A 19,737-nucleotide genomic window follows, 5' to 3' on the forward strand; every position below is an offset into this window, starting at 1 on the left:
GGGTTTAGAGGTTAGTATTTAAACGCTAACCCCTAAACGCTAAACTTTTATAGGTTTTTAACAATTGCTTCGTCAGTAGGTTTTGTTTTAGAACGGAAACGGTGTACCAATTCTCCTTTTTCATTAATTAAGAATTTCTCAAAGTTCCATTTAATATCGCCTTGCTCTTCTGTATTGGTTTGAGAAGTTAAATACTTAAACAATGGACTAATATCATCACCTTTAACACTGCTTTTCTCGGCAAGCAAAAACGACACATTGTATTTTCCAGTACAAAATTCTTTAATCTCTGCATTGGTAGAAAACTCCTGTCCGCCAAAGTTACCCGCAGGGAAACCAATTAAGACTACCTTTTTGCCATATTGCTTTTGAAGTTTTTCCAAATCTTCATACTGTGGGGTAAAACCACATTTAGAAGCGGTGTTAACAATTAAGATTTTTTTGCCTTTAAATTTCGATAGTTTAATTTCTTTACCATCAATGGTTTTAAAGCTGAAATCGTAAACATTTTTTGGTGGAGATACCAATAAGTTTAATAGGATTAAAATTGTGCTGATCATCGTTGTTTTATTTTTATATACGAATATAGGCACAAATAGCTTGTGCCAACGTAACGTTGTTGTAAATTAAATGTAGCAAAGTAGGTAAGAGAATTGGCTAATAGAACAAACTGTGAGTATGATTTGAAAAGGAAAGCATGTATCCATTACTCAAATAAGCGTCTTTTTTGATTAGAAAATCGAGGGCAGTGGTTCTTTGCGGTTTACGGCCCCGCTATCGCTTATAGTCCTCGCTACGCTGTGGGCTATTCCGCTCTATCTGGTTTAATTAACACAGCCCGATGCCATTTTGTATCTTCAGCTTGGCACAACGCCGTTAAAATCTAAATAGCAGTAAACACAAGCCACCTAAACCCGACCGAAGCGAAAAACCCGCAGACCGAGGAACGAGGTTGAGGATTTGTAGCAAAAGGCGGGACAAAGCCTCACCTACAGATTACTAATATTGCTTTCCAAAAAAAGATCAAAACCACATTAAAATCAACCTATAAACCAACATATTTCCGCTGCATTTAATAAAAAAATTGTATTTAATTCTATTCATGTTTTGATTTATGCTTTAATTATAGCTTTATTTGCACAAAAACGTATTTCATGGCCAAAAATTTATTAATCGTCGAGTCACCCGCAAAAGCTAAAACTATAGAAGGCTACCTAGGCAAAGATTTTCTTGTAAAATCTAGCTATGGCCACATCCGCGATTTAGTTAAAGGTGATATGGCTATTGATATCAAAAATAATTTTGCGCAGACATACGAGGTACCCGCCGATAAGAAAAACATTGTCGCCGAGTTAAAAAAACTAGCTAAGGAAGCCGAAATGGTATGGCTAGCATCCGATGAGGACCGTGAAGGGGAAGCTATTTCCTGGCACTTATTCGAAACTTTAGGCCTAAAAGTGGAGAAAACAAAACGGATCGTTTTTCATGAAATTACCAAGCCAGCAATTTTAAAAGCAATCGATAGTCCGCGCGGAATTGATTATAATCTGGTAAATGCCCAACAGGCACGTCGTGTATTAGATCGTCTGGTGGGTTTCGAACTTTCTCCTGTTTTATGGAAAAAGGTAAAACCATCATTATCTGCGGGCCGTGTACAATCAGTTGCTGTACGTTTAATTGTTGATAGAGAAAGAGAAGTTCTAAACTTTAATGCTGCTGCTGCCTATAAAATTACTGCCCAGTTTGCTACCGGCAAAGGAAAAGAAATTGTAAAAGCAGAATTGCCACAACGCTTCGAAAATGAGGCTGATGCTGAAAAATTTCTTCAGGACTGTGCAAATGCCAGGTTCGATATTACCAGTCTAGAAACAAGGCCGGCAAAACGTAATCCTGCAGCCCCATTTACCACTTCAACCTTACAACAAGAAGCCTCCAGAAAATTAGGATTTTCGGTAGCCAGAACCATGCAGGTTGCACAAAGACTGTACGAAGCAGGTAAGATTACCTACATGAGAACAGACTCTGTAAACTTATCAGAAACTGCATTAAATGCAGCTGCCGCCGAGATTAAATCTGCTTACGGCGATAAATACCACCAACACCGTGTTTATAAAACAAAATCTGCTGGTGCCCAGGAGGCTCACGAAGCCATTCGCCCTACTTATTTCGACAGACATAGTGTAGACGGCGATATTTCCGAAAAACGCTTGTACGATTTAATCTGGAAACGCTCTATTGCTTCACAAATGAGTGAGGCTTTGTTTGAAAAAACAACCGCTCAGATTACTGCCTCAACCAGAAAAGAACACTTGGTTGCCGAAGGTGAAGTGTTAAAATTCGATGGTTTCTTAAAAGTTTATCTGGAATCTACCGATGATGAAGAAAACGAAGAAAAAGAAGGTGGTGCAATTTTACCTCCATTAAGCAAGGGGCAGGAACTATTTTTAAAAGAAATGCAGGCAACCGAGCGTTATTCGCGTCCGCCAGCAAGATATACTGAGGCCAGTTTAGTTAAGAAATTAGAAGAACTGGGCATTGGCCGACCATCTACTTATGCACCAACCATTTCTACAGTACAAAATCGTGGTTATGTGGTTAAAGAAGATAGAGATGGTAAAGCACGTAAATTTACAGCCATTGTTTTGGTTGATGGCAAAGTAAGTAAAGACGTAAAATCTGAAATTACCGGCGCAGAGAAACAAAAACTTTTCCCTACAGATATTGGTGAGGTGGTAAACGATTTCTTGGTAGAACATTTCAAAGGCATTGTCGATTTTAACTTCACGGCGAAGGTGGAGAAAGAATTTGATGAAATTGCCCAGGGTTTACAAGAGTGGACTAAAATGTTGCACTCGTTCTATAATCCATTTCATAGCGAAGTAGAAACTACGCTTCAAACTGCAGAACGTGCCACTGGCGAGCGCTTATTGGGCTTAGATCCGGCAACAGGTAAAAATGTATACACCAAAGTAGGTAAATTTGGACCATTGGTTCAAATTGGAGAGCTTGATGAAGAGGAAAAACCTCGGTACGCCAGCTTAATGCGCACACAATCTGTTGCAACCATTACTTTAGATGATGCGCTGGAGCTGTTTAAACTTCCTTTCCAGCTTCCGGATTTTGAAGGTAAAGAAGTGATGATTGGTGTTGGCCGTTTTGGTCCTTATGTAAAATGGGGCGAAAGTTTTATTTCCCTTCCTAAAAACGAGGAGCCTTTATCGGTTACTTACGAAAGAGCAGTTGAAATTATCCGCCAGAAAATGGATGATGACGCACCTATTGCCTATTACGAAGGTTTAGGCGTAACAAAGGGCAAAGGCCGCTTTGGTCCGTTTATCAAATGGAACGATCTTTTCATCAATATTCCTGCAAAGGGATACGATTTCGACAATTTGACACAAGAAGATATTAATACCTTAATCGGTAAAAAAGTAGAAAAAGAGGCTAACAGATACATTAAAACCTGGGATGCTGAAAAAATATCTATCGAAAACGGCCGTTGGGGACCATTTATCCGTTTTGGCAAGTTGATGCTTAAATTGAGGAATAACGAGGCTACGAAGCAAAAATATACACCAGAAGAATTGGTTGATATTGATTTAGAAGTGGTTAAGAAAATGATTGTAGAGCAGGTGCCTAATGCTTTCGAAACGAAGAAAAAAGCACCGGCAAAGAAAAAAGCTCCTGCTAAAAAGGCTGTAGCTAAGAAAAAATAAAAATAAAGTCGTCATGCTGAACTTGTTTCAGCATCTTTTAATACAAGACTCTGAAATAAATTCAGAGTGACGTCAAATAGTGGTTATGAAAGCAGATTTACCAGAAAATACAGTTGAAGATATCGCAATGGCCGTTGTATTGATGGGCGAAACACCTGAAGTAAAAAGCTGGACGGTTTATCTCGTTAATTTAAAAAACGAACCGATAACCAATGTATTGATCAGCTCTAAAGGCTATGGAGAAAAAGACGGAAAGCAGGTAAAAACTTCTGTTTTAAGGCATTTTGTAGGCGACATGGAGGCCAATTCTTTTGCCGGTGTTGAAGCCATTGATCCTGAAGTTTTCGGCTTAACTAACGAATACTGGCTAAGCTATTACATTGGTAGCACTATTTATGATAAGAAATTCATTTTCTTGCCTGAAAGCATCATCGATTTCAATATGATCAAGATTCCGCTGGTAAACAGACCTGGGGTGATGATTAAATAAGTATGGAGTTTGGAGTGGTGAGTTTGGAGTTTTTACTATCGCCTCAAATACTTTGCGTTGTGATCTCCGAACTATTTCTTCTGCATCATGCACGCTCAACTCCAAACTGAACTAAGGTACCTTAACGGCCTGTCTTCCAATTAATTTCCAGCCCGATTTTTCTTTACTCCAGATTAAAAGAATATACAATTTCACATTTCCTGGAATATTTTTATCATTTGTTTTGGCATTTAGTGTATGACGAACCAAAGCTGTTTTATTCTGAACAACGACAGTTTGATCAGTTAAATTAATATCTACAAAATCAGATTCTCCAGAAAGTAACGAATGCATAAATTCCTGCTTGGTTTGAATCTTTCCGCTCGAATGCCCGTAACTTAGGTTATTCAAAATTATTTTATCAAGCGCCAAACTATCTGGTGTAACCATCAGTTTGGTTAATTTGCTTACGGCGTCTTCTACTTCAGTTTTTTGGGCAAAACAAAAACTGGTCGAAATTAACAGGCTCGAAAAAATCAAGAATTTCTTTATCATATCTGGTTGTATTGGGGTTAATGTTGTAAACTTATCCAAAACCATGCAAAGGAACAAACCCTAAGCGTTAATTTTCAACATAATTTATTTTAACGTGAATTTTAGTTTATTTTCGGATGGAATATAGGGTTTCGGATGCAAAGGATAAATTGCGACACATCTATTGCTTTTACCGTAACATTATATCCCCATTTATCTTAACGAATTTCAAACATGGAACAACCATCTACCTACCAATCTTCCTCTAAAAAGAAATTTATCTTCATCGGATTGCTTGCTGTTTCTATAGCGGCAATTGTATTTATCTATTTCAATAGAAAGAAAAAAAATCATGAAGAAAATCAGGCTTATGCAAAATATATCGAAGCCTATACTTCCGGAACCATTTCCAAAAAGAGTTTTATCAGAGTTCATTTAGCCAATGCGGCAACAGGCATGCAGGATCTGGGCAAAGCAGATTCACGCGAACTGTTCGACTTCTCCCCTTCTATCTCGGGCAAAACCTATTGGATAGATCCACAGACGGTTGAATTTAGACCTGATGAAAACCTCAAACCTGGCAAAAACTACGAAGCTACATTCAAACTTTCGGAAGTTTCTGCTACAGAAAAAGGCCTTGAAGATTTCGACTTTGAGTTTAAAGTAATTACCCCAGGGATTATGCTCTCTCAAAACGGATTGGTTTCGCAAAACAATACTGCAATGGATTATATGAAATTAACCGGCGAAGTGGCTACTGCTGACGTAGAAGAAACCAATAAAATAGAGAAAACGATTTCATTGGATTTTGACCAAAAGTTAAAAATCAAATGGCAGCACGATCCGGCAAAAAATACCTCAAAATTTACCATCGACAGCATAAAAAAAACCGGCAACGATCAAAACTTAAAGATAGATTGGGATGGCGATGCCATTGATGCAGAACAAAAAGGAGAAGTAGAAATCCGTGTTCCGGCGATAAATAAATTCGAAATCCTGGACATGAAAGCCATTCAGGGCGAAGAAGATTATGCATTGGTACAATTTTCTGAACCCATTGGCGTAGGACAGGATTTAACGGGTATGATCACGCTTGGCAATCTGAGCGATTTAAGGTACACCATCGATGCCAGTCAGGTTAAAGTTTATGCTGCCGAGGAACTTAAAGGCAATTATACTTTAAGTGTGAATGCAGGAGTAGAAAACATCAATGCGAAAACACTTCCAAACGGTAAAGTGGCTAATCTTGTTTTCGAGAATAAATTACCGGCGGTTACCATTGCTGGTGCAGGTACGATTTTACCTAACTCCGGAAAGCTGGTTTTACCTTTCGAAGCGATTAATTTAAAGGCCGTTGATGTTACGGTGATCAAAATTTACGAAAATAATATACCGCAGTTTTTTCAAACTAATAGCTATAAAGATGGTAACGAACTGCGTAGGGTGGCGAAACCCATTCTCCAAAAAACGGTGCGATTAGATGAAGATAAGGCACTTAACCTCCATAAAAAGAATCGTTTCACCCTCGATCTGGATAAGATGATCCGTACAGAACCAGGTGCCATGTACAGGGTTACCATTGCTTTCAGACAGGGATATAACGCCTACAATTGCAAAGCAGGGGAAGAAAAAGCAGAGGGCAGTAATAGTGATGAAGAAAGTGAATACGGAGATTACGAGGGTTATGGCGAAAAGATTGACGAAGACGATGATTTTTGGCAACGTTACAACAATTATTACCCGCCAAATTACAGGTGGAATGATAAAGACAACCCATGTACGCCATCATTTTACACCAATCAGCGCTGGGCCAGCAGAAACTTAATTGCTTCAAACATTGGTTTGGTAGCCAAACGCGGTAACGATAACAGTATGCTTATTGTTGCAACAGACTTATTGACAGCAAAGCCATTAAGTGGTGTAAACCTGGAGTTGATGGATTACCAAAAACAGATCATATTCACTACTAAAACTGATGGTGATGGTTTTGCAAGTTTTGACCTGAAACGTCAGCCTTTCCTATTGATCGCTAAAAATGGATCAGAACGAGGCTACCTTAAATTAGACGATGGAAGCTCACTTCCATTAAGTCGCTTCGATGTTGGCGGTGATGTAGTTCAAAGTGGCTTAAAAGGCTTTATTTATGGCGAGCGTGGCGTTTGGAGGCCAGGCGACAGTTTATTTGTTTCTTTCGTGCTGGAAGACAAACTAAAAAAACTGCCGGCCAATTATCCGGTAACCATGGAATTCTATAACCCAAAAGGTCAGCTTTACAAAAGATTAATCAATGGCAAACCTTTAAATGGATTCTACACCTTTAAAACCGCTACTGAAAGTACAGCGCCAACCGGCAACTGGATGGCGAAAGTTAAAGCAGGTGGAGCTACATTTACCAAAACCCTAAAAATCGAAACCGTAATGCCAAACCGTTTGAAAATTGATTTCAACGTTGGCAATAGAACATATTTAAGCTCAGGAACATCAGCTGCTACCCTATCGGCCAAATGGCTATTCGGTGCCGTTGCACAAAACTTAAAAGCTAAGGTTGATGTAAACTTGAACACTACGGAAACCAAATTTAAAGGTTTTGAGGGTTTTAGTTTCGATAACCCAACGGTTAACTTCGAATCGCAGGTTAAAACCATTTTTGAAGGCACTTTAAACCAGAACGGTACAGCTCAGATTAACACCAACCTCAATGAGAACAATACCGCTCCTGGCGTGTTAAGGGCAAACTTTACCACCAAAGTTTTCGAACCAGGAGGTAATTTCAGCATTGATAATTTTAGCATACCCTATCATGTATATAGCAGTTATTTGGGTATCCGACCAGAAAAAGGCGACCGTTTGAGTGGTATGCTGGTTACTGGCAAAGCGCATAAAATCGAAATTGTAAATGTAAATACCGATGGAAAACTGTTGAGCGGAACCAAAACCGTTCAGGTAGAATTATATAAAACACAATGGCGTTGGTGGTGGGAACAGGACGATCAGTATACCTACGCTAACTTTACCCAAAACCAGTATAACAAATTGGTAGAAAGCCATCAAGTGAATCTGACTAACGGAAAAGGGAGCTGGGATTTACGTGTTGATGAACCAGAATGGGGCCGTTATTTAATTTTGGTGCGTGATGCCAATGGTGGACATGTTACCGGAAAATCTGTTTATGTAGATTGGCCGGGCTGGGCACAGCGCGAACAGGGCAGCAACCCAACTGAGGCGTCTATGTTATCTTTCACTGCTAATAAAGAAAAATTTACTGTTGGAGAGGATATTACCTTAACCATCCCAACTGGTAAAAACGGAAGAGCGTTAATCTCCATTGAAAATGGAAGCCGGGTATTAAAAACCTTCTGGGTAGATACCAAAGCCGGACAAACGCAATTTAAGTTTAAAGCCGAGAAAGAGATGGCACCTAATGTTTTTGCCAACATTACTTTATTGCAACCTCATGCACAAACGCTTAACGATTTACCAATTAGAATGTATGGTGCTATTCCGCTTTCGGTTGAAGATCCGCAGACCATCCTGAAACCAACCATAAAAATGTTGGATAAAATCAAGCCTGAAACCGAAAACACCATCACTGTAGCTGAGCAGAACGGCAAAGCAATGACCTATACCATTGCCCTCGTAGATGAAGGTTTATTAGATTTAACACGTTTTAAAACACCTGATCCACATGGTGCATTTTATGCCCGCGAAGGTTTAGGCGTAAAAACCTGGGATTTATTCGACTATGTGTTAGGCGCATGGGGAGGGAATTTGGAACGCATTTTAAGCATTGGTGGTGATGGTAGCATCAACAAGAACTTAAATCCAGCAAAAGCCAACCGTTTTAAAGCAGTGGTTAAATTTATGGGGCCATTTACTATTGGCAAAGGCGAAAGTAAAACACACAAATTTAAATTGCCACAATATATTGGTGCGGTAAGAGCTATGGTAGTTGCCGGACAGGATGCTGCATATGGTTTTACCGAAAAATCAGTTCAGGTTAAGAAGCCGTTAATGGTTTTGGCTACTTTGCCAAGGGTTATCGGTCCGGGAGAAAGTTTCACCTTACCAGTAACCGTTTTTGCTACAGAGAACAATCTTAAAAATGTATCCGTACAACTCCAGGCAAATAATTTAATTATTCAAGGTAGTAACAAACAGCAGCTTTACTACAAACAAACAGGTGAGCAAATGACCTATTTCGAGGTGAAAGCACCCAACACAGTAGGCATTGCCAAAGTAAAAGTGATTGCACAAAGTGGAGCTGAAAAAACAGTTTACGATGTGGAAATGGATATCAGAAATCCAAACCCCTATGTAACCAATGTGGTGTCTGCAACGGTTCAGCCGCATACCAAATGGGCGGTAAACTATTTGCCAATCGGTATGACGGGTACAAATTCAGGTTCACTTGAGGTCTCTTCTATTCCGGCGATCAATCTTGGTAAAAGATTGAGTTACCTTATCCAATATCCGCATGGCTGTATTGAGCAGACTACTTCGGGTATATTTCCTCAACTCTTTTTAGATAGATTAAGTCCGTTGAATGAGCAGCAAAAAGCCACAACAGAGAAAAACATTAAAGCTGGAATAAACCGAATTAAAGGCTTCCAGGCTACAGATGGTGGTTTGTCTTACTGGCCCGGAGAAGGTACTTCTGATGAATGGGGAAGCAATTATGCCGGTCATTTCCTGGTTGAAGCACAAAATGCTGGTTATACCCTTCCCGTTGGTCTTTTGGATGAACTGTTGCGCTTTCAAAAATCAAAAGCCGCCAACTGGGCACCAAATAGCAATAATTTTTATGGAGGAGATTTATCTCAGGCCTATCGTTTATACATGCTTGCATTGGCTAAAAAACCTGAAATGGCAGCAATGAACCGTTTAAAAGCGTTTGAATATTTATCAATCGCTGCAAAATGGCGATTGGCAGCTGCTTATAAACTGGCCGGACAAAATGATGTTGCTCAAAATATGATCAGAGGTTTAGATACATCCATTCAGGCTTACAAACAATTGGGTGGAACTTATGGCTCCGATGTACGCGATGAAGCCATGATTTTAGAAACCCTAACCCTACTCGGTCAGAAAGCAAAAGCTGCGAGTTTACTACAACCTTTAGCTGCTAAACTTGGCGAAAACACCTGGTACAGCACCCAAACAACCGCTTATAGTTTATTGGCTATTGCAAAATTCTGTGGTTCAAACCAATCGGCAAATAAACTGCAATATCAGTATGTACTAGACGGAAAATCGGCACCTGTAAGTTCAAATCAATACATCAACAGTACACCTGTAACTTTTAAAGGAAATACGGCTTCTATTACCAATAATGGCAATAATGTATTGTTTGTCCGTTTGGTTTTAGAAGGACAGCCAATTGCTGGTCAGAACAATTTCTTGCCAAACCGACCAGAGGTATTGGATATGAACGTGACCTATAAACGTTTAAACGGTAAAGTACTGGATCCGACTACCTTAAAACAGGGAACAGATTTTTATGCGGAGGTAACCGTAAAAAATCCTGGCCGAATGGGTTATTACGAACAAATGGCGCTAACACAGATTTTCCCTTCAGGTTGGGAAATTATCAATACCCGCGTTAATGATAATCAGAGCATTTTAGCCTCATCTCCTTTTACTTATCAGGATATCAGAGATGACCGCGTTTTCACCTATTTTAATGTAAGAGAAGGCGAAAGTTTAGTTTACAAGGTATTACTTAATGCCTCTTATTTAGGTAAATATTACTTATCAGCTGTTCAATGCGAAGCAATGTACAATAATGATATTTCGGCTACTGAAGCAGGCAAGTGGGTGCAGGTGGTAAAGTAAGGGATTGATGTAAATCGCAGATACTGGTCGTAGCGAGACGCTACGACCTATAAATACATTAACGTTGAATTGATTAACACTGACCGAGAATCTTAGCGAGACGCTAAGACTAGATATCTATTGCAAAATAAAAATGGGAAGAAAGTACAAATTTCATGATAATACTAAACTCCATTTTGTGACTTTCACCGTTGTAGATTGGATTGACGTATTTACAAGGCAAGAATACGTTGACATTATTTATGATAGTTTAAGGTTTTGTCAAAAACAAAAAGGATTAGAATTATATGCCTATTGCATTATGACAAATCACATTCATTTAATTATTGGAACCGAAGATGGAATTTTATCTGACATTGTACGAGATTTTAAAAGTTTTACTTCGAGACATTTAAGAAAAGCGATTGAGAATAGCTATACTGAAAGCAGAAAATCATGGATGTTAGACATTATGAAAAAATTAGGAAATCAAAATGAAAGAAATAAAGATTTTCAATTTTGGCAACAGCACAGTCACCCCATAGAGCTCGATACTAATGAAATTTTAGACCAGCGTTTAAATTATATCCACCAAAATCCTGTGAAGGCAGGCTTTGTAGAAAAAGAAGAAGATTGGATTAACAGTAGTGCCGGCGATTATTATCAAATTAGAAAGGGGCAAATCGATCTTATTATTATTTAATAACTTTTTAATATTTTGAAATAATAAATGTCCAGTATCTAGTGGTAGCGTCGCGCTACGACTTTTGGAAAAAATATATAATAAATGTCTTAGCGAGACGCTAAGACTAGAGTTAATAATTAAATGAACAAAATCCCAAAAGTTTTCCTCATTTCGGATGTTATCTGCTTGGCCCTGCTTTTGGCTTTTCTTTTTTCGTTACCCTCAAAACTGTTTAAAACACCTACTTCGTTTGTAATTGAGGCAAGCAATGGCAATTTATTAAGTGCAGCAATTGCCAGCGATGGACAATGGCGGTTCCCTGTGGCAGACAGCGTTCCTGTAAAATTTAAAGATTGCATCATTGCTTTCGAGGATAAGCGGTTCTATAGCCACTTTGGCATTGATTTTCTGGCCATGAGCAGGGCCATGCGCCAGAATTGGAAAGCTAAAAGCGTAGTTAGTGGTGGTAGTACATTAAGTATGCAGGTAATCCGTTTATCGCGAAAACAGGACCGAACAGTTTGGCAGAAATTATTGGAGGTAATTTTAGCTTTACGCTTAGAAACAAAATATTCAAAAGAGGAAATTATAGGCCTATATGCGGCAAATGCGCCATTCGGCAGCAATGTTGTGGGCTTAGAAGCGGCAAGTTGGCGATATTATGGTCGCAATGCCAAAACCCTTTCATGGGGTGAAATGGCAACATTGGCTGTATTGCCCAACAGTCCTTCTTTGGTTCATCCGGGTAAAAACTCGACGAGATTAATTAAAAAAAGAAACGATTTATTAGATAAGCTGGCTAAACTAAAATACATCGATCAGGCAACGGCCGATTTAGCTAAGCTAGAACCCGTTCCAGGTAAGCCTATGCCTCTACCCCAAAATGCGCCGCATCTGTTGAACCGTTTTAAAATAGAACGAGCGAGTCTTAAAATCTCTTCTACCAGAATTACTTCTACGCTGGATGAAAATATCCAACTAAAAGTTAATGCCATATTAAAACGGTACAATAACCGTTACCGGGCAAACGACATTAATAATATTTCGGCGCTGGTACTCGATGCCAAAACCGGTCAAGTAGTAAGTTATATAGGTAATATTTATCAGCCAGAAAATGCTGACCTGCAAAGCCACGTGGATATGATTAAAGCGCCACGAAGTCCTGGCAGTACCTTAAAACCCTTGCTTTATGCCAGTATGATGAATGATGGCTTTATATTACCGCACACATTAGTCGCCGATATCCCAACTCAAATAGCGGGCTATTCACCACAAAATTATGACCTGGGCTACGATGGTGCCATTGCTGCTGATAAAGCGCTGAGCCGCTCCTTAAATATCCCTGCGGTGAAAATGCTGCAGCAATACAAATACGAACGTTTTTACGATAAACTAAAAAAACTTGGAATAGGAACACTTAACCAACCAGCAGATCATTATGGATTGTCGTTAATTTTAGGCGGTAGCGAAGTTACGATGTGGGATTTGGCCAATACCTACATGGGCATGGTGCGCACGTTAAACCATTTCAATACCTATAAAGGTTTGTATAACCCTGAAGATTATAAACCTGCAAGCTATTTCAATAGCGAAAATAAAGATGAAAAAGATTATCAGCGCACCTCTTTTTTAGACCATGGTTCAATTTGGGCTACTTTTAATGCAATGGAAGAGGTAATGCGCCCAGGCGATGAAGGTTTATGGGAGCAGTTTTCTTCATCGCAAAGAGTTGCCTGGAAAACTGGAACAAGTTTTGGCTTTCGCGATGCCTGGGCTGTTGGCCTAACGCCAAATTATGTGGTTTGTGTTTGGGTGGGCAATGCCGACGGAGAAGGAAGACCTGGCCTGGTAGGGATTGAAGCAGCCGCCCCGGTTCTATTTGATATTTTCAGGTTATTGCCCAATGGAAAATGGTTCGAAACACCAGCCACCAAACTTAAAAAGATAAAAATATGCAGGCAGAGCGGTTATAAAGCCGGAGAATACTGTACAAATGTGACAGAAGAATTAGTGCCTGTTGCAGGAGAGAAAACTGCCGTTTGTCCTTTCCATAAATTAGTTCATTTGGACAAAACAGGTACTTTTAGGGTTACCGACCAATGTGAAAGTATAACCCATATGCAGCACAAAAGCTGGTTTATTTTACCACCAGCAATGGAATATTATTACAAAATAAAAAATAGCGATTATAAATCCCTACCTCCTTTTAAAGATGGCTGTGACCTTTCAGGTGGAAATAGTGTAATGGAGGTAATTTACCCGAAAAACAATGCAATAGTTTACATTCCCTTAGAACTAGATGGAACAAGAGGTAAAATTGTGATTAATGCAGCGCACAGAAATTCCAGTTCGAAAATATATTGGCACATTGATCATGAATATGTAGCCACTACAACCAATTTTCATCAATTAGCAATCAGTCCTCCTCCTGGCAAACATACTTTAACCCTGGTTGACGAAAATGGCGAAAGGTTGATACAGGTTTTTACAGTTTTGGATAAAGAAAAAAACAACAGATAAAGGCAATTTATAAGAAAAAAATAAAACACAACAAACTGATAATAAAAAGATTATAAAAATTTAAACTACTTTCAGTATATTTAGTAGAACATTTAGAATTTCAAAAATTTTCCTCCTTGTGACAGTTAAGTTTTACCTTAAACCAATCTTGTTATGACTAGTAAATTCGGTTTTACCAAAATGGATATTAATGAATTTGAAACGTGGATTTCAAATTTAAGAGTTGCCCGAACCATCATACACATTCAGGAGCACCACACCTGGAGTCCGAGCTACATCAATTTTAAGGGTAATAATCACTTTGATTTACAGCAAGGAATGAAAAGTTACCATGTTAGCCATAATGGCTGGATGGATATTGGTCAACATTTTACTACTTTTCCCGATGGTACAATTTTGACGGGTAGAAGCCTTGAAAGTACCCCTGCTTGTATTTTGGGCTTCAATATGAATGCCATTTGTATTGAAAATCTCGGGGATTTCGACACAGGAAAGGATTTAATGACCGTTGAGCACAAAAATACGATTGTAAGAATAACGGCAGCACTATGTAAAAAATTCGGTGTCGCAGTTAACAGCGACAATGTAGTTTATCACCATTGGTTTAATTTAACCACCGGGGTAAGAAACAATGGAACAGGCAATAATAAAACCTGCCCGGGTACTAATTTTTTTGGCGGTAACAAGGTTGAAAATTGCAATCAAAATTTTTGCCACTGGTAAGTGCAGCTTTAAATGGTGCCGTTCCACAACCTGCACAAAATATTATAAAATATATTGCAGTTACCGCCGATAGCTTAAACATTAGGGAAGACGCGAATGCCCAAAGTAAAAAAGTTACAGGAGTTGAGCCAGCAACCTTAGGGGCTATTCTTCGTGTGTATGGAGAAAAAAACGGCTGGTATAAAATATCAGCATCACAACAGCATTGGGTAAATGGAAACTTCACCAAAAATGTAATCAGGGCAACTGTAAATGCCACTACCTTAAATGTAAGAAGTGGGCCAGGCACCAACTTCCCCAAAGTTTCTGCACTTACAAAAAATCAGGAGGTTTTTATTGTTGAAGAAAGTAATGGCTGGTGTAAAATAAGTAGCGATAATAAATGGGTAAAGAAGGAATTTTTGAATTGATTTATTTGATACAGCATTTTAAATTACAACGCTAATATTATTCCGTTTTGCTGCTTTAAATAATATTTCTGGTTTTTTTATGCTGTTTTTACTTAGAATCAGTTCTGTTAAATTAGGCATATTACCCGAATTCAATAACAGAATGGCCGCTTCGTCACTGATGTAATTCTCACTTAAATCTAAGTGCTTTAGTTGTGGGATTGTACCCGCTTCGACTATAAAATGAGCGCCCTCATCACTAATCGTATTCATCGATAGGTTAATATTTTCTACTTGTTTAAAAAGCTTAGATTCCGTAATAATTTGACTTCTTTTTCCACTTATCCCGCAGTTTCTTAACGTTAACGATTTAAGCGCCATCAATGTTTCCGGGTTAAATAAAATTTTCAATTTTTCGTCAGAAAGTGTAAGCCCGTTCATATTAAGTGTATTTAACGCATCCAAAAATTTTGAATGGGTTAGCTCAAGCATAGCCTCTACATTAACGTTGCTTCTATCAATATTGATTTCTGCCAAATTTATGGCATAAACAGATGAAGCAATAATTGCTAACTCATTACCTCCCATACCTTCATTTCTATTTATTGCCATGCTACGGGCGAGCAATGTTATATCGGTAAGTTTTTGGTTATTGATTACCCTACCCCATGCGCTATTTACCCGCCTTTGTGATATAGGCCAATCTACCATAAGATTATTGGCCAGTTTGATTGCATCAAGTCTGGCTTGACCGATTGGCCAGGCAAAAAAAAGCTCGATCAATGCATTCCATGCTTCATCAGATGGTCCGGAGGTTACAATAGCTTTGATTAAAGTTAATCTATCTTCATCAGAGAGATGATCAATTTTATCGGCCGCTATATAATGCAAAAGGTAATGGTACAAGATCTTTGTTTCAGTCATTTTATTTTTTATTCATACCGGGCCAATATCTGGTTAAAAGTGTTCATCTCTTCTTCTGAAAGCTCTGGTTTTAGCCGCCACCCCGCTTCTTCATCTACCAGTAATCCTGCTGCCCTCAACTCGTTTACCATTGCTGTGTAACGTTCGGGTTCGAGTTGTCTGCGCAAAGCATACACCCTATTGATGCCATCATTGGTTCTATCTTGGCCAGGGGTTGCCGATGCTGCAATTACAACATCAAACTGTTCGCTGGCATCGTAACCTGGTATTGGCGTCATTTCGCGATGTGCATCATTACAAAATGTAATTAAAGGTGTTATATCCGTGCGGTGTCCTATCGCAAAAATACGGTTATGTTTTGGTGTAATGTGTTTCACATCTACAGCATACCGCTCTAACGGTGGTGCCACAATGTTGGCATCTACATCAAAATTGCGGGGATTAAACCTGACAAATTGTTTAGGTACACCTTTGTAACCAGTCGCCAAACTACCAACATAATCTATATCGTTTATCGGGCCGCTAAAGTCTACATTGGGATTTGCTGCCCTCTGGCCTGCAACCCAGCTTATAATCTGGTTTTTTGCAGGAGGCCATAACCGTGATAATACGCGATTAACAGCCAGTATTGCCGCTCTCCAATCGTCTCGCCATAATTCGGTTCCCTCTGCATGAATTCTTTCAGTCAATTCTTCCAGACTTTCATCAGAGCCAGTTTTTTGTTTGTACCAAACTGCAATATCATGAATTCTTTGACTTATCCTACCCTCCATTTCATGCAGTACATCTCTTTCAAAATTATCCACCAGCTCCTGAGTATCTTGTCTTTGTAGATCTCTAAATTGTGCTTTAAACTCTTCAGTCCTTAATTTTAGCTCATCCATCCAGGCTTTTCTATCTCTTTTTACCTGGAAATTTGTATCAAATTCATTGTACCATTCGTTATGCTTGCGCTGTATAAAATAGTCCCAACTATCCAAACGATTAAAAAGTCGCCTAAATTCTGGCGATGTAGGCGTATCATCAACTCTTCTGCGGTCTTCGTCTATATCATTATCAGGATTAAAATCTAAATCTCTTTCTCTACCTCCAAAACGATCTATTACCCTATTGCGTAATTGTTCACAATAATCTGGTGGAAGTTCATGTCTATCACAACTGGCTAAATCCTGTTCTTCATTTCCAGTTGGCGTTCCATAGGTACCAGCCGATCTGCAGTTAGGTGTGAATATACTTAATGATGTTGTTGAATAATTGCCTGATGGTATTTCGGTATGATTAGTATAGTGATTATAAGGGTACCGAATGCCGTAAATTTTAGAAGTTGCATACCTTGTATTATACTGTTCACGATCGATGTACGAATCGGCAACTGAAGAAGATAAGGTAGAAATATAATTAAAATTATCAGGTACACCTGTTGCCGCCTGTGCTTCTGCACGGCAATTGGTTCTGTAATCTGTCCATCTTTCTACTCCCGCTGAAAAATTACCCGAAGGCGTTCTCGCGCTGTAATGATAAAAGTCGGGTCCTACCTCACCTATAGGGTCATCACTGGTTATTACAGGTGGTACAGGGCCAACTGGAGCTACAGGAGGTACTGGCTTCGCGGAAGCGGCAAAATACATTTTTCCATCATAAGGCGGTAAACCAAATGCCCAAGCCGGACAATTTCCGGCTAAATTATTACAGCCACATTCTATGTTCGCGGCCATATGCCAAGGTAAAATCATCGCCCAGGCACCTGTTTCTCCTTTAACATCAGCTGCCCAATCAAATCCGGCATCGTGCTGCCTACAACCATCATGTGTATTACAATCTTGAAAATCGTCGTATATCCAAGTAATTCCAGTAACTGGATCAAGAATTCTTTTCGTTCCTAAATGCTCACAGGTATCGCAGTTTACCCCACAGGCTCCCCTACATTCGGCCAAGCTTGTAATGCCAGGATTTTTCTGATATACTTCCATAGGGCCTGCAAGTCTAGGTCCAGGACCAAATTTACGCCCATGCCCCGTACCTGTTGGATCCCAACTACCACCATTTTGTGATGGCAGGTAATTCAGGGCTCTTAAAATACCACATAAGCCGGTCAAAAGTGGACAATCATCTGTAAAACCCTGGCTCCGATCGATGGCCAATCCAACATTATCAAAAGGAATACCGGTTAAAGTTGGCGTAGCTACGCTAACACCTGTAACCCCAACACCAGGTACACCGCTAATGCTACCCGATAAACCAAGTGAGGCTGCTGCATCACCATGCCATTCGTATGGTTGCCAATAAATCCGGCAAAGGTTAAAGCCAAGCACGCTCAGCTGCGCATAAGCACCAGCAAATAAATCAGCAGCGACGCCAAAATCCAGATCTACATCAGGGCTAGCCGTAATTGTACCTCCGCCATATGATAATGAGCCACCAATATGTGTGGTTTGCATACCAATAGCCCTAACAAATACAGCCGGGCCACCTTCGGCACTTAAGAGCGGAATACTTACCGGTACGGGCACTGGCCCAACTGGTATAATTCCGCTTAAACTAAGTTCACCTTTTATTCCTCCCCGCAATTCTGCACCTAATGATAAAGCACTGGTAATACTAATACCTCCGCTGATGCTGTAGTTGCTGGTTAAAGGATTGATTAAAATATGTGTCGGGTCGAAACAAATTGGTCCTATCTGTACCTGAACTTCTGGTGTAATACTACCTGTAATACCAACTTCGCCCGAAATGAATACGTCAGGAGCGATTGGCATAGCAAAAATCGGGATCATTAAATCCTCCTCTATAGCATCCAGGGTAAACTGCTGACTATGTCCATCCAACGGGCAACCACCAGGAATATCAATTTCCAAACCACTGGTGGTTATTCTTACATCTACACCAAATGCATCGGCCAATGCCTGTGCGGCCTGGCCCGCCTGGGTTGCAAGCCAATCTACCGCATCTACACCCGCATCGTAAACTGCACCTGCGGCATCAGATACGGCTCCACCAACAGCACTTGCGGCGTCTCCAACGGCACCAGCCGCATCGCTCAATCCTTCACCTACTGCATCAACACCACCCGCTACATCTCCTGTAAATTCATCCCAGCTATATCTCTGTATTTCTGGCGATGCCCCTTGCTGCATGGTATGCGTTAACTCATGTGCTAGCAAAAACTTTCCGTTTTGCGAATTTGGGTTATACTCGCCTTTATTAAAGTAAATATTATTGCCTACGGTAAATGCCCTGGCATTAATGCTATCGTTCATTTTAGCGGCGTGGGAAGTATCATGAATCCTTACTCCCGAAAAATCGCCGCCCATCTTACTGCCCAAATCGCGACTAACATGTCCAGGTAAAGTGGTTCCTCCGCCCCTTGTTGCGGCAATACCAGATTGTACACTCGATGGTGCATTGCCTCCAGCAGCAGAAGCTGATTCTGATTTGGCTTGCAATGCTTCTGGTTGATCTATTTCTTTAAGTTCTTCCGCTTTGCGTGATAATTTTTCTTTTTTCTCGCAGCTTGCACATTTACGCTGTAATTTAGGTTCATCTATCTCTTGTTCTTTGCGCGATGCTTGCTCCTCATGTTCACAACTGGCACATTTACGTTGCAACTTAGGTGGTTCATTTATTTTAGATTTTTCTTTTCTTGATGCTTTCTCCTCGTTTTCGCAACTGGTACACTTACGTTGTATCGAAGGCCTGACAGGGGTTCTCATTACTGCTCTTTCTTTACGCGATACTTTTTTCTCCGGTTTACAGCTAGAACATTTACGCTGCACACTCATTCCTGATGCGGGTGTACCAGAACCCGACATCGCAAAACCTGTATTAGACGGCATTCGCATTACCCGTTCGGCTACCTGATCGGCCTCTTTCTCTTGCGGATCGTTTATGGCACCTACTTTTAGTTTAGCCTGAACACAACCAGCCCCAGGCCTGCTATGTGTAACAGACTTAGCTTGAGAATTTCCA

The 19,737-nt window shown here is 39.9% G+C and carries 11 protein-coding genes; 7 read left to right on the forward strand and 4 right to left on the reverse strand.

Annotation, left to right across the window (positions count from 1 at the left end; genetic code table 11):
- Positions 1 to 47 precede the first annotated feature (47 nt).
- Positions 48 to 560, reverse strand: a complete 513-nt coding sequence (locus tag J7E57_RS10270) for a glutathione peroxidase (RefSeq protein ID WP_057934336.1) — start codon at positions 558 to 560, stop codon at positions 48 to 50.
- Between the two features lie 594 nt (positions 561 to 1,154).
- Between J7E57_RS10270 and topA the strand changes: the two genes are divergently transcribed.
- Together topA and J7E57_RS10280 are read left to right on the forward strand one after the other, a co-directional pair.
- Entirely contained in the window at positions 1,155 to 3,716 is a 2,562-nt protein-coding gene (gene topA / locus J7E57_RS10275; protein ID WP_215127676.1) for a type I DNA topoisomerase, read from the forward strand.
- 85 nt (positions 3,717 to 3,801) lie between these two features.
- Complete coding sequence (locus J7E57_RS10280; RefSeq protein ID WP_215127678.1) at positions 3,802 to 4,206, forward strand: hypothetical protein; 405 nt, start codon at positions 3,802 to 3,804, stop codon at positions 4,204 to 4,206.
- A 111-nt stretch (positions 4,207 to 4,317) separates the two neighbouring features.
- Here the strand turns inward: J7E57_RS10280 and J7E57_RS10285 are convergent, their stop codons facing one another.
- The gene (locus tag J7E57_RS10285; RefSeq protein ID WP_215127680.1) at positions 4,318 to 4,740 is read right to left on the reverse strand and encodes a nuclear transport factor 2 family protein; all 423 of its coding nucleotides are present in this window, start codon (positions 4,738 to 4,740) and stop codon (positions 4,318 to 4,320) included.
- A 213-nt stretch (positions 4,741 to 4,953) separates the two neighbouring features.
- Between J7E57_RS10285 and J7E57_RS10290 the strand changes: the two genes are divergently transcribed.
- The 5 genes from J7E57_RS10290 (at position 4,954) to J7E57_RS10310 (ending at position 14,868) form a co-directional block, all read left to right on the forward strand.
- Positions 4,954 to 10,551 carry an alpha-2-macroglobulin family protein gene (locus J7E57_RS10290; protein WP_215127682.1) on the forward strand — a complete coding sequence of 1,866 codons (5,598 nt, stop codon included), beginning with the start codon at positions 4,954 to 4,956 and terminating at the stop codon, positions 10,549 to 10,551.
- A gap of 133 nt (positions 10,552 to 10,684) precedes the next feature.
- A complete protein-coding gene (locus J7E57_RS10295) occupies positions 10,685 to 11,233 on the forward strand; it encodes an REP-associated tyrosine transposase (RefSeq protein ID WP_215127684.1) in 549 nt (182 codons plus the stop codon).
- A 123-nt stretch (positions 11,234 to 11,356) separates the two neighbouring features.
- The gene (gene pbpC / locus J7E57_RS10300; RefSeq protein ID WP_215127686.1) at positions 11,357 to 13,735 is read left to right on the forward strand and encodes a penicillin-binding protein 1C; all 2,379 of its coding nucleotides are present in this window, start codon (positions 11,357 to 11,359) and stop codon (positions 13,733 to 13,735) included.
- 153 nt (positions 13,736 to 13,888) lie between these two features.
- Positions 13,889 to 14,458 (forward strand): N-acetylmuramoyl-L-alanine amidase, encoded by a 570-nt coding sequence (locus J7E57_RS10305; protein WP_215127688.1) that lies wholly within the window; start codon positions 13,889 to 13,891, stop codon positions 14,456 to 14,458.
- Positions 14,431 to 14,868 carry an SH3 domain-containing protein gene (locus J7E57_RS10310; RefSeq protein ID WP_215127690.1) on the forward strand — a complete coding sequence of 146 codons (438 nt, stop codon included), beginning with the start codon at positions 14,431 to 14,433 and terminating at the stop codon, positions 14,866 to 14,868. The genes J7E57_RS10305 and J7E57_RS10310 overlap by 28 nt, the downstream gene beginning before the upstream one ends.
- A gap of 18 nt (positions 14,869 to 14,886) precedes the next feature.
- On the opposite strand, the gene J7E57_RS10315 is transcribed toward J7E57_RS10310, so the two are convergent.
- Positions 14,887 to 15,771, reverse strand: a complete 885-nt coding sequence (locus J7E57_RS10315; protein ID WP_215127692.1) for a hypothetical protein — start codon at positions 15,769 to 15,771, stop codon at positions 14,887 to 14,889.
- An 8-nt stretch (positions 15,772 to 15,779) separates the two neighbouring features.
- Positions 15,780 to 19,604 (reverse strand): DUF4157 domain-containing protein, encoded by a 3,825-nt coding sequence (locus J7E57_RS10320; RefSeq protein ID WP_410522684.1) that lies wholly within the window; start codon positions 19,602 to 19,604, stop codon positions 15,780 to 15,782.
- Positions 19,605 to 19,737: the final 133 nt, after the last annotated feature.

The sequence above is a fragment of the Pedobacter sp. ISL-64 genome, from assembly GCF_018613605.1.
In the GTDB taxonomy this organism is placed as follows: domain Bacteria; phylum Bacteroidota; class Bacteroidia; order Sphingobacteriales; family Sphingobacteriaceae; genus Pedobacter.

Bases quoted from the DNA above. Each gene is read 5' to 3' on its own strand.
- J7E57_RS10270 (WP_057934336.1), bottom strand. From the start codon at position 560: ATGATCAGCACAATTTTAATCCTATTAAACTTATTGGTATCTCCACCA.
- topA (WP_215127676.1), top strand. From the start codon at position 1,155: ATGGCCAAAAATTTATTAATCGTCGAGTCACCCGCAAAAGCTAAAACT.
- J7E57_RS10280 (WP_215127678.1), top strand. From the start codon at position 3,802: ATGAAAGCAGATTTACCAGAAAATACAGTTGAAGATATCGCAATGGCC.
- J7E57_RS10285 (WP_215127680.1), bottom strand. From the start codon at position 4,740: ATGATAAAGAAATTCTTGATTTTTTCGAGCCTGTTAATTTCGACCAGT.
- J7E57_RS10290 (WP_215127682.1), top strand. From the start codon at position 4,954: ATGGAACAACCATCTACCTACCAATCTTCCTCTAAAAAGAAATTTATC.
- J7E57_RS10295 (WP_215127684.1), top strand. From the start codon at position 10,685: ATGGGAAGAAAGTACAAATTTCATGATAATACTAAACTCCATTTTGTG.
- pbpC (WP_215127686.1), top strand. From the start codon at position 11,357: ATGAACAAAATCCCAAAAGTTTTCCTCATTTCGGATGTTATCTGCTTG.
- J7E57_RS10305 (WP_215127688.1), top strand. From the start codon at position 13,889: ATGACTAGTAAATTCGGTTTTACCAAAATGGATATTAATGAATTTGAA.
- J7E57_RS10315 (WP_215127692.1), bottom strand. From the start codon at position 15,771: ATGACTGAAACAAAGATCTTGTACCATTACCTTTTGCATTATATAGCG.
- J7E57_RS10320 (WP_410522684.1), bottom strand. From the start codon at position 19,604: ATGCCGTCTAATACAGGTTTTGCGATGTCGGGTTCTGGTACACCCGCA.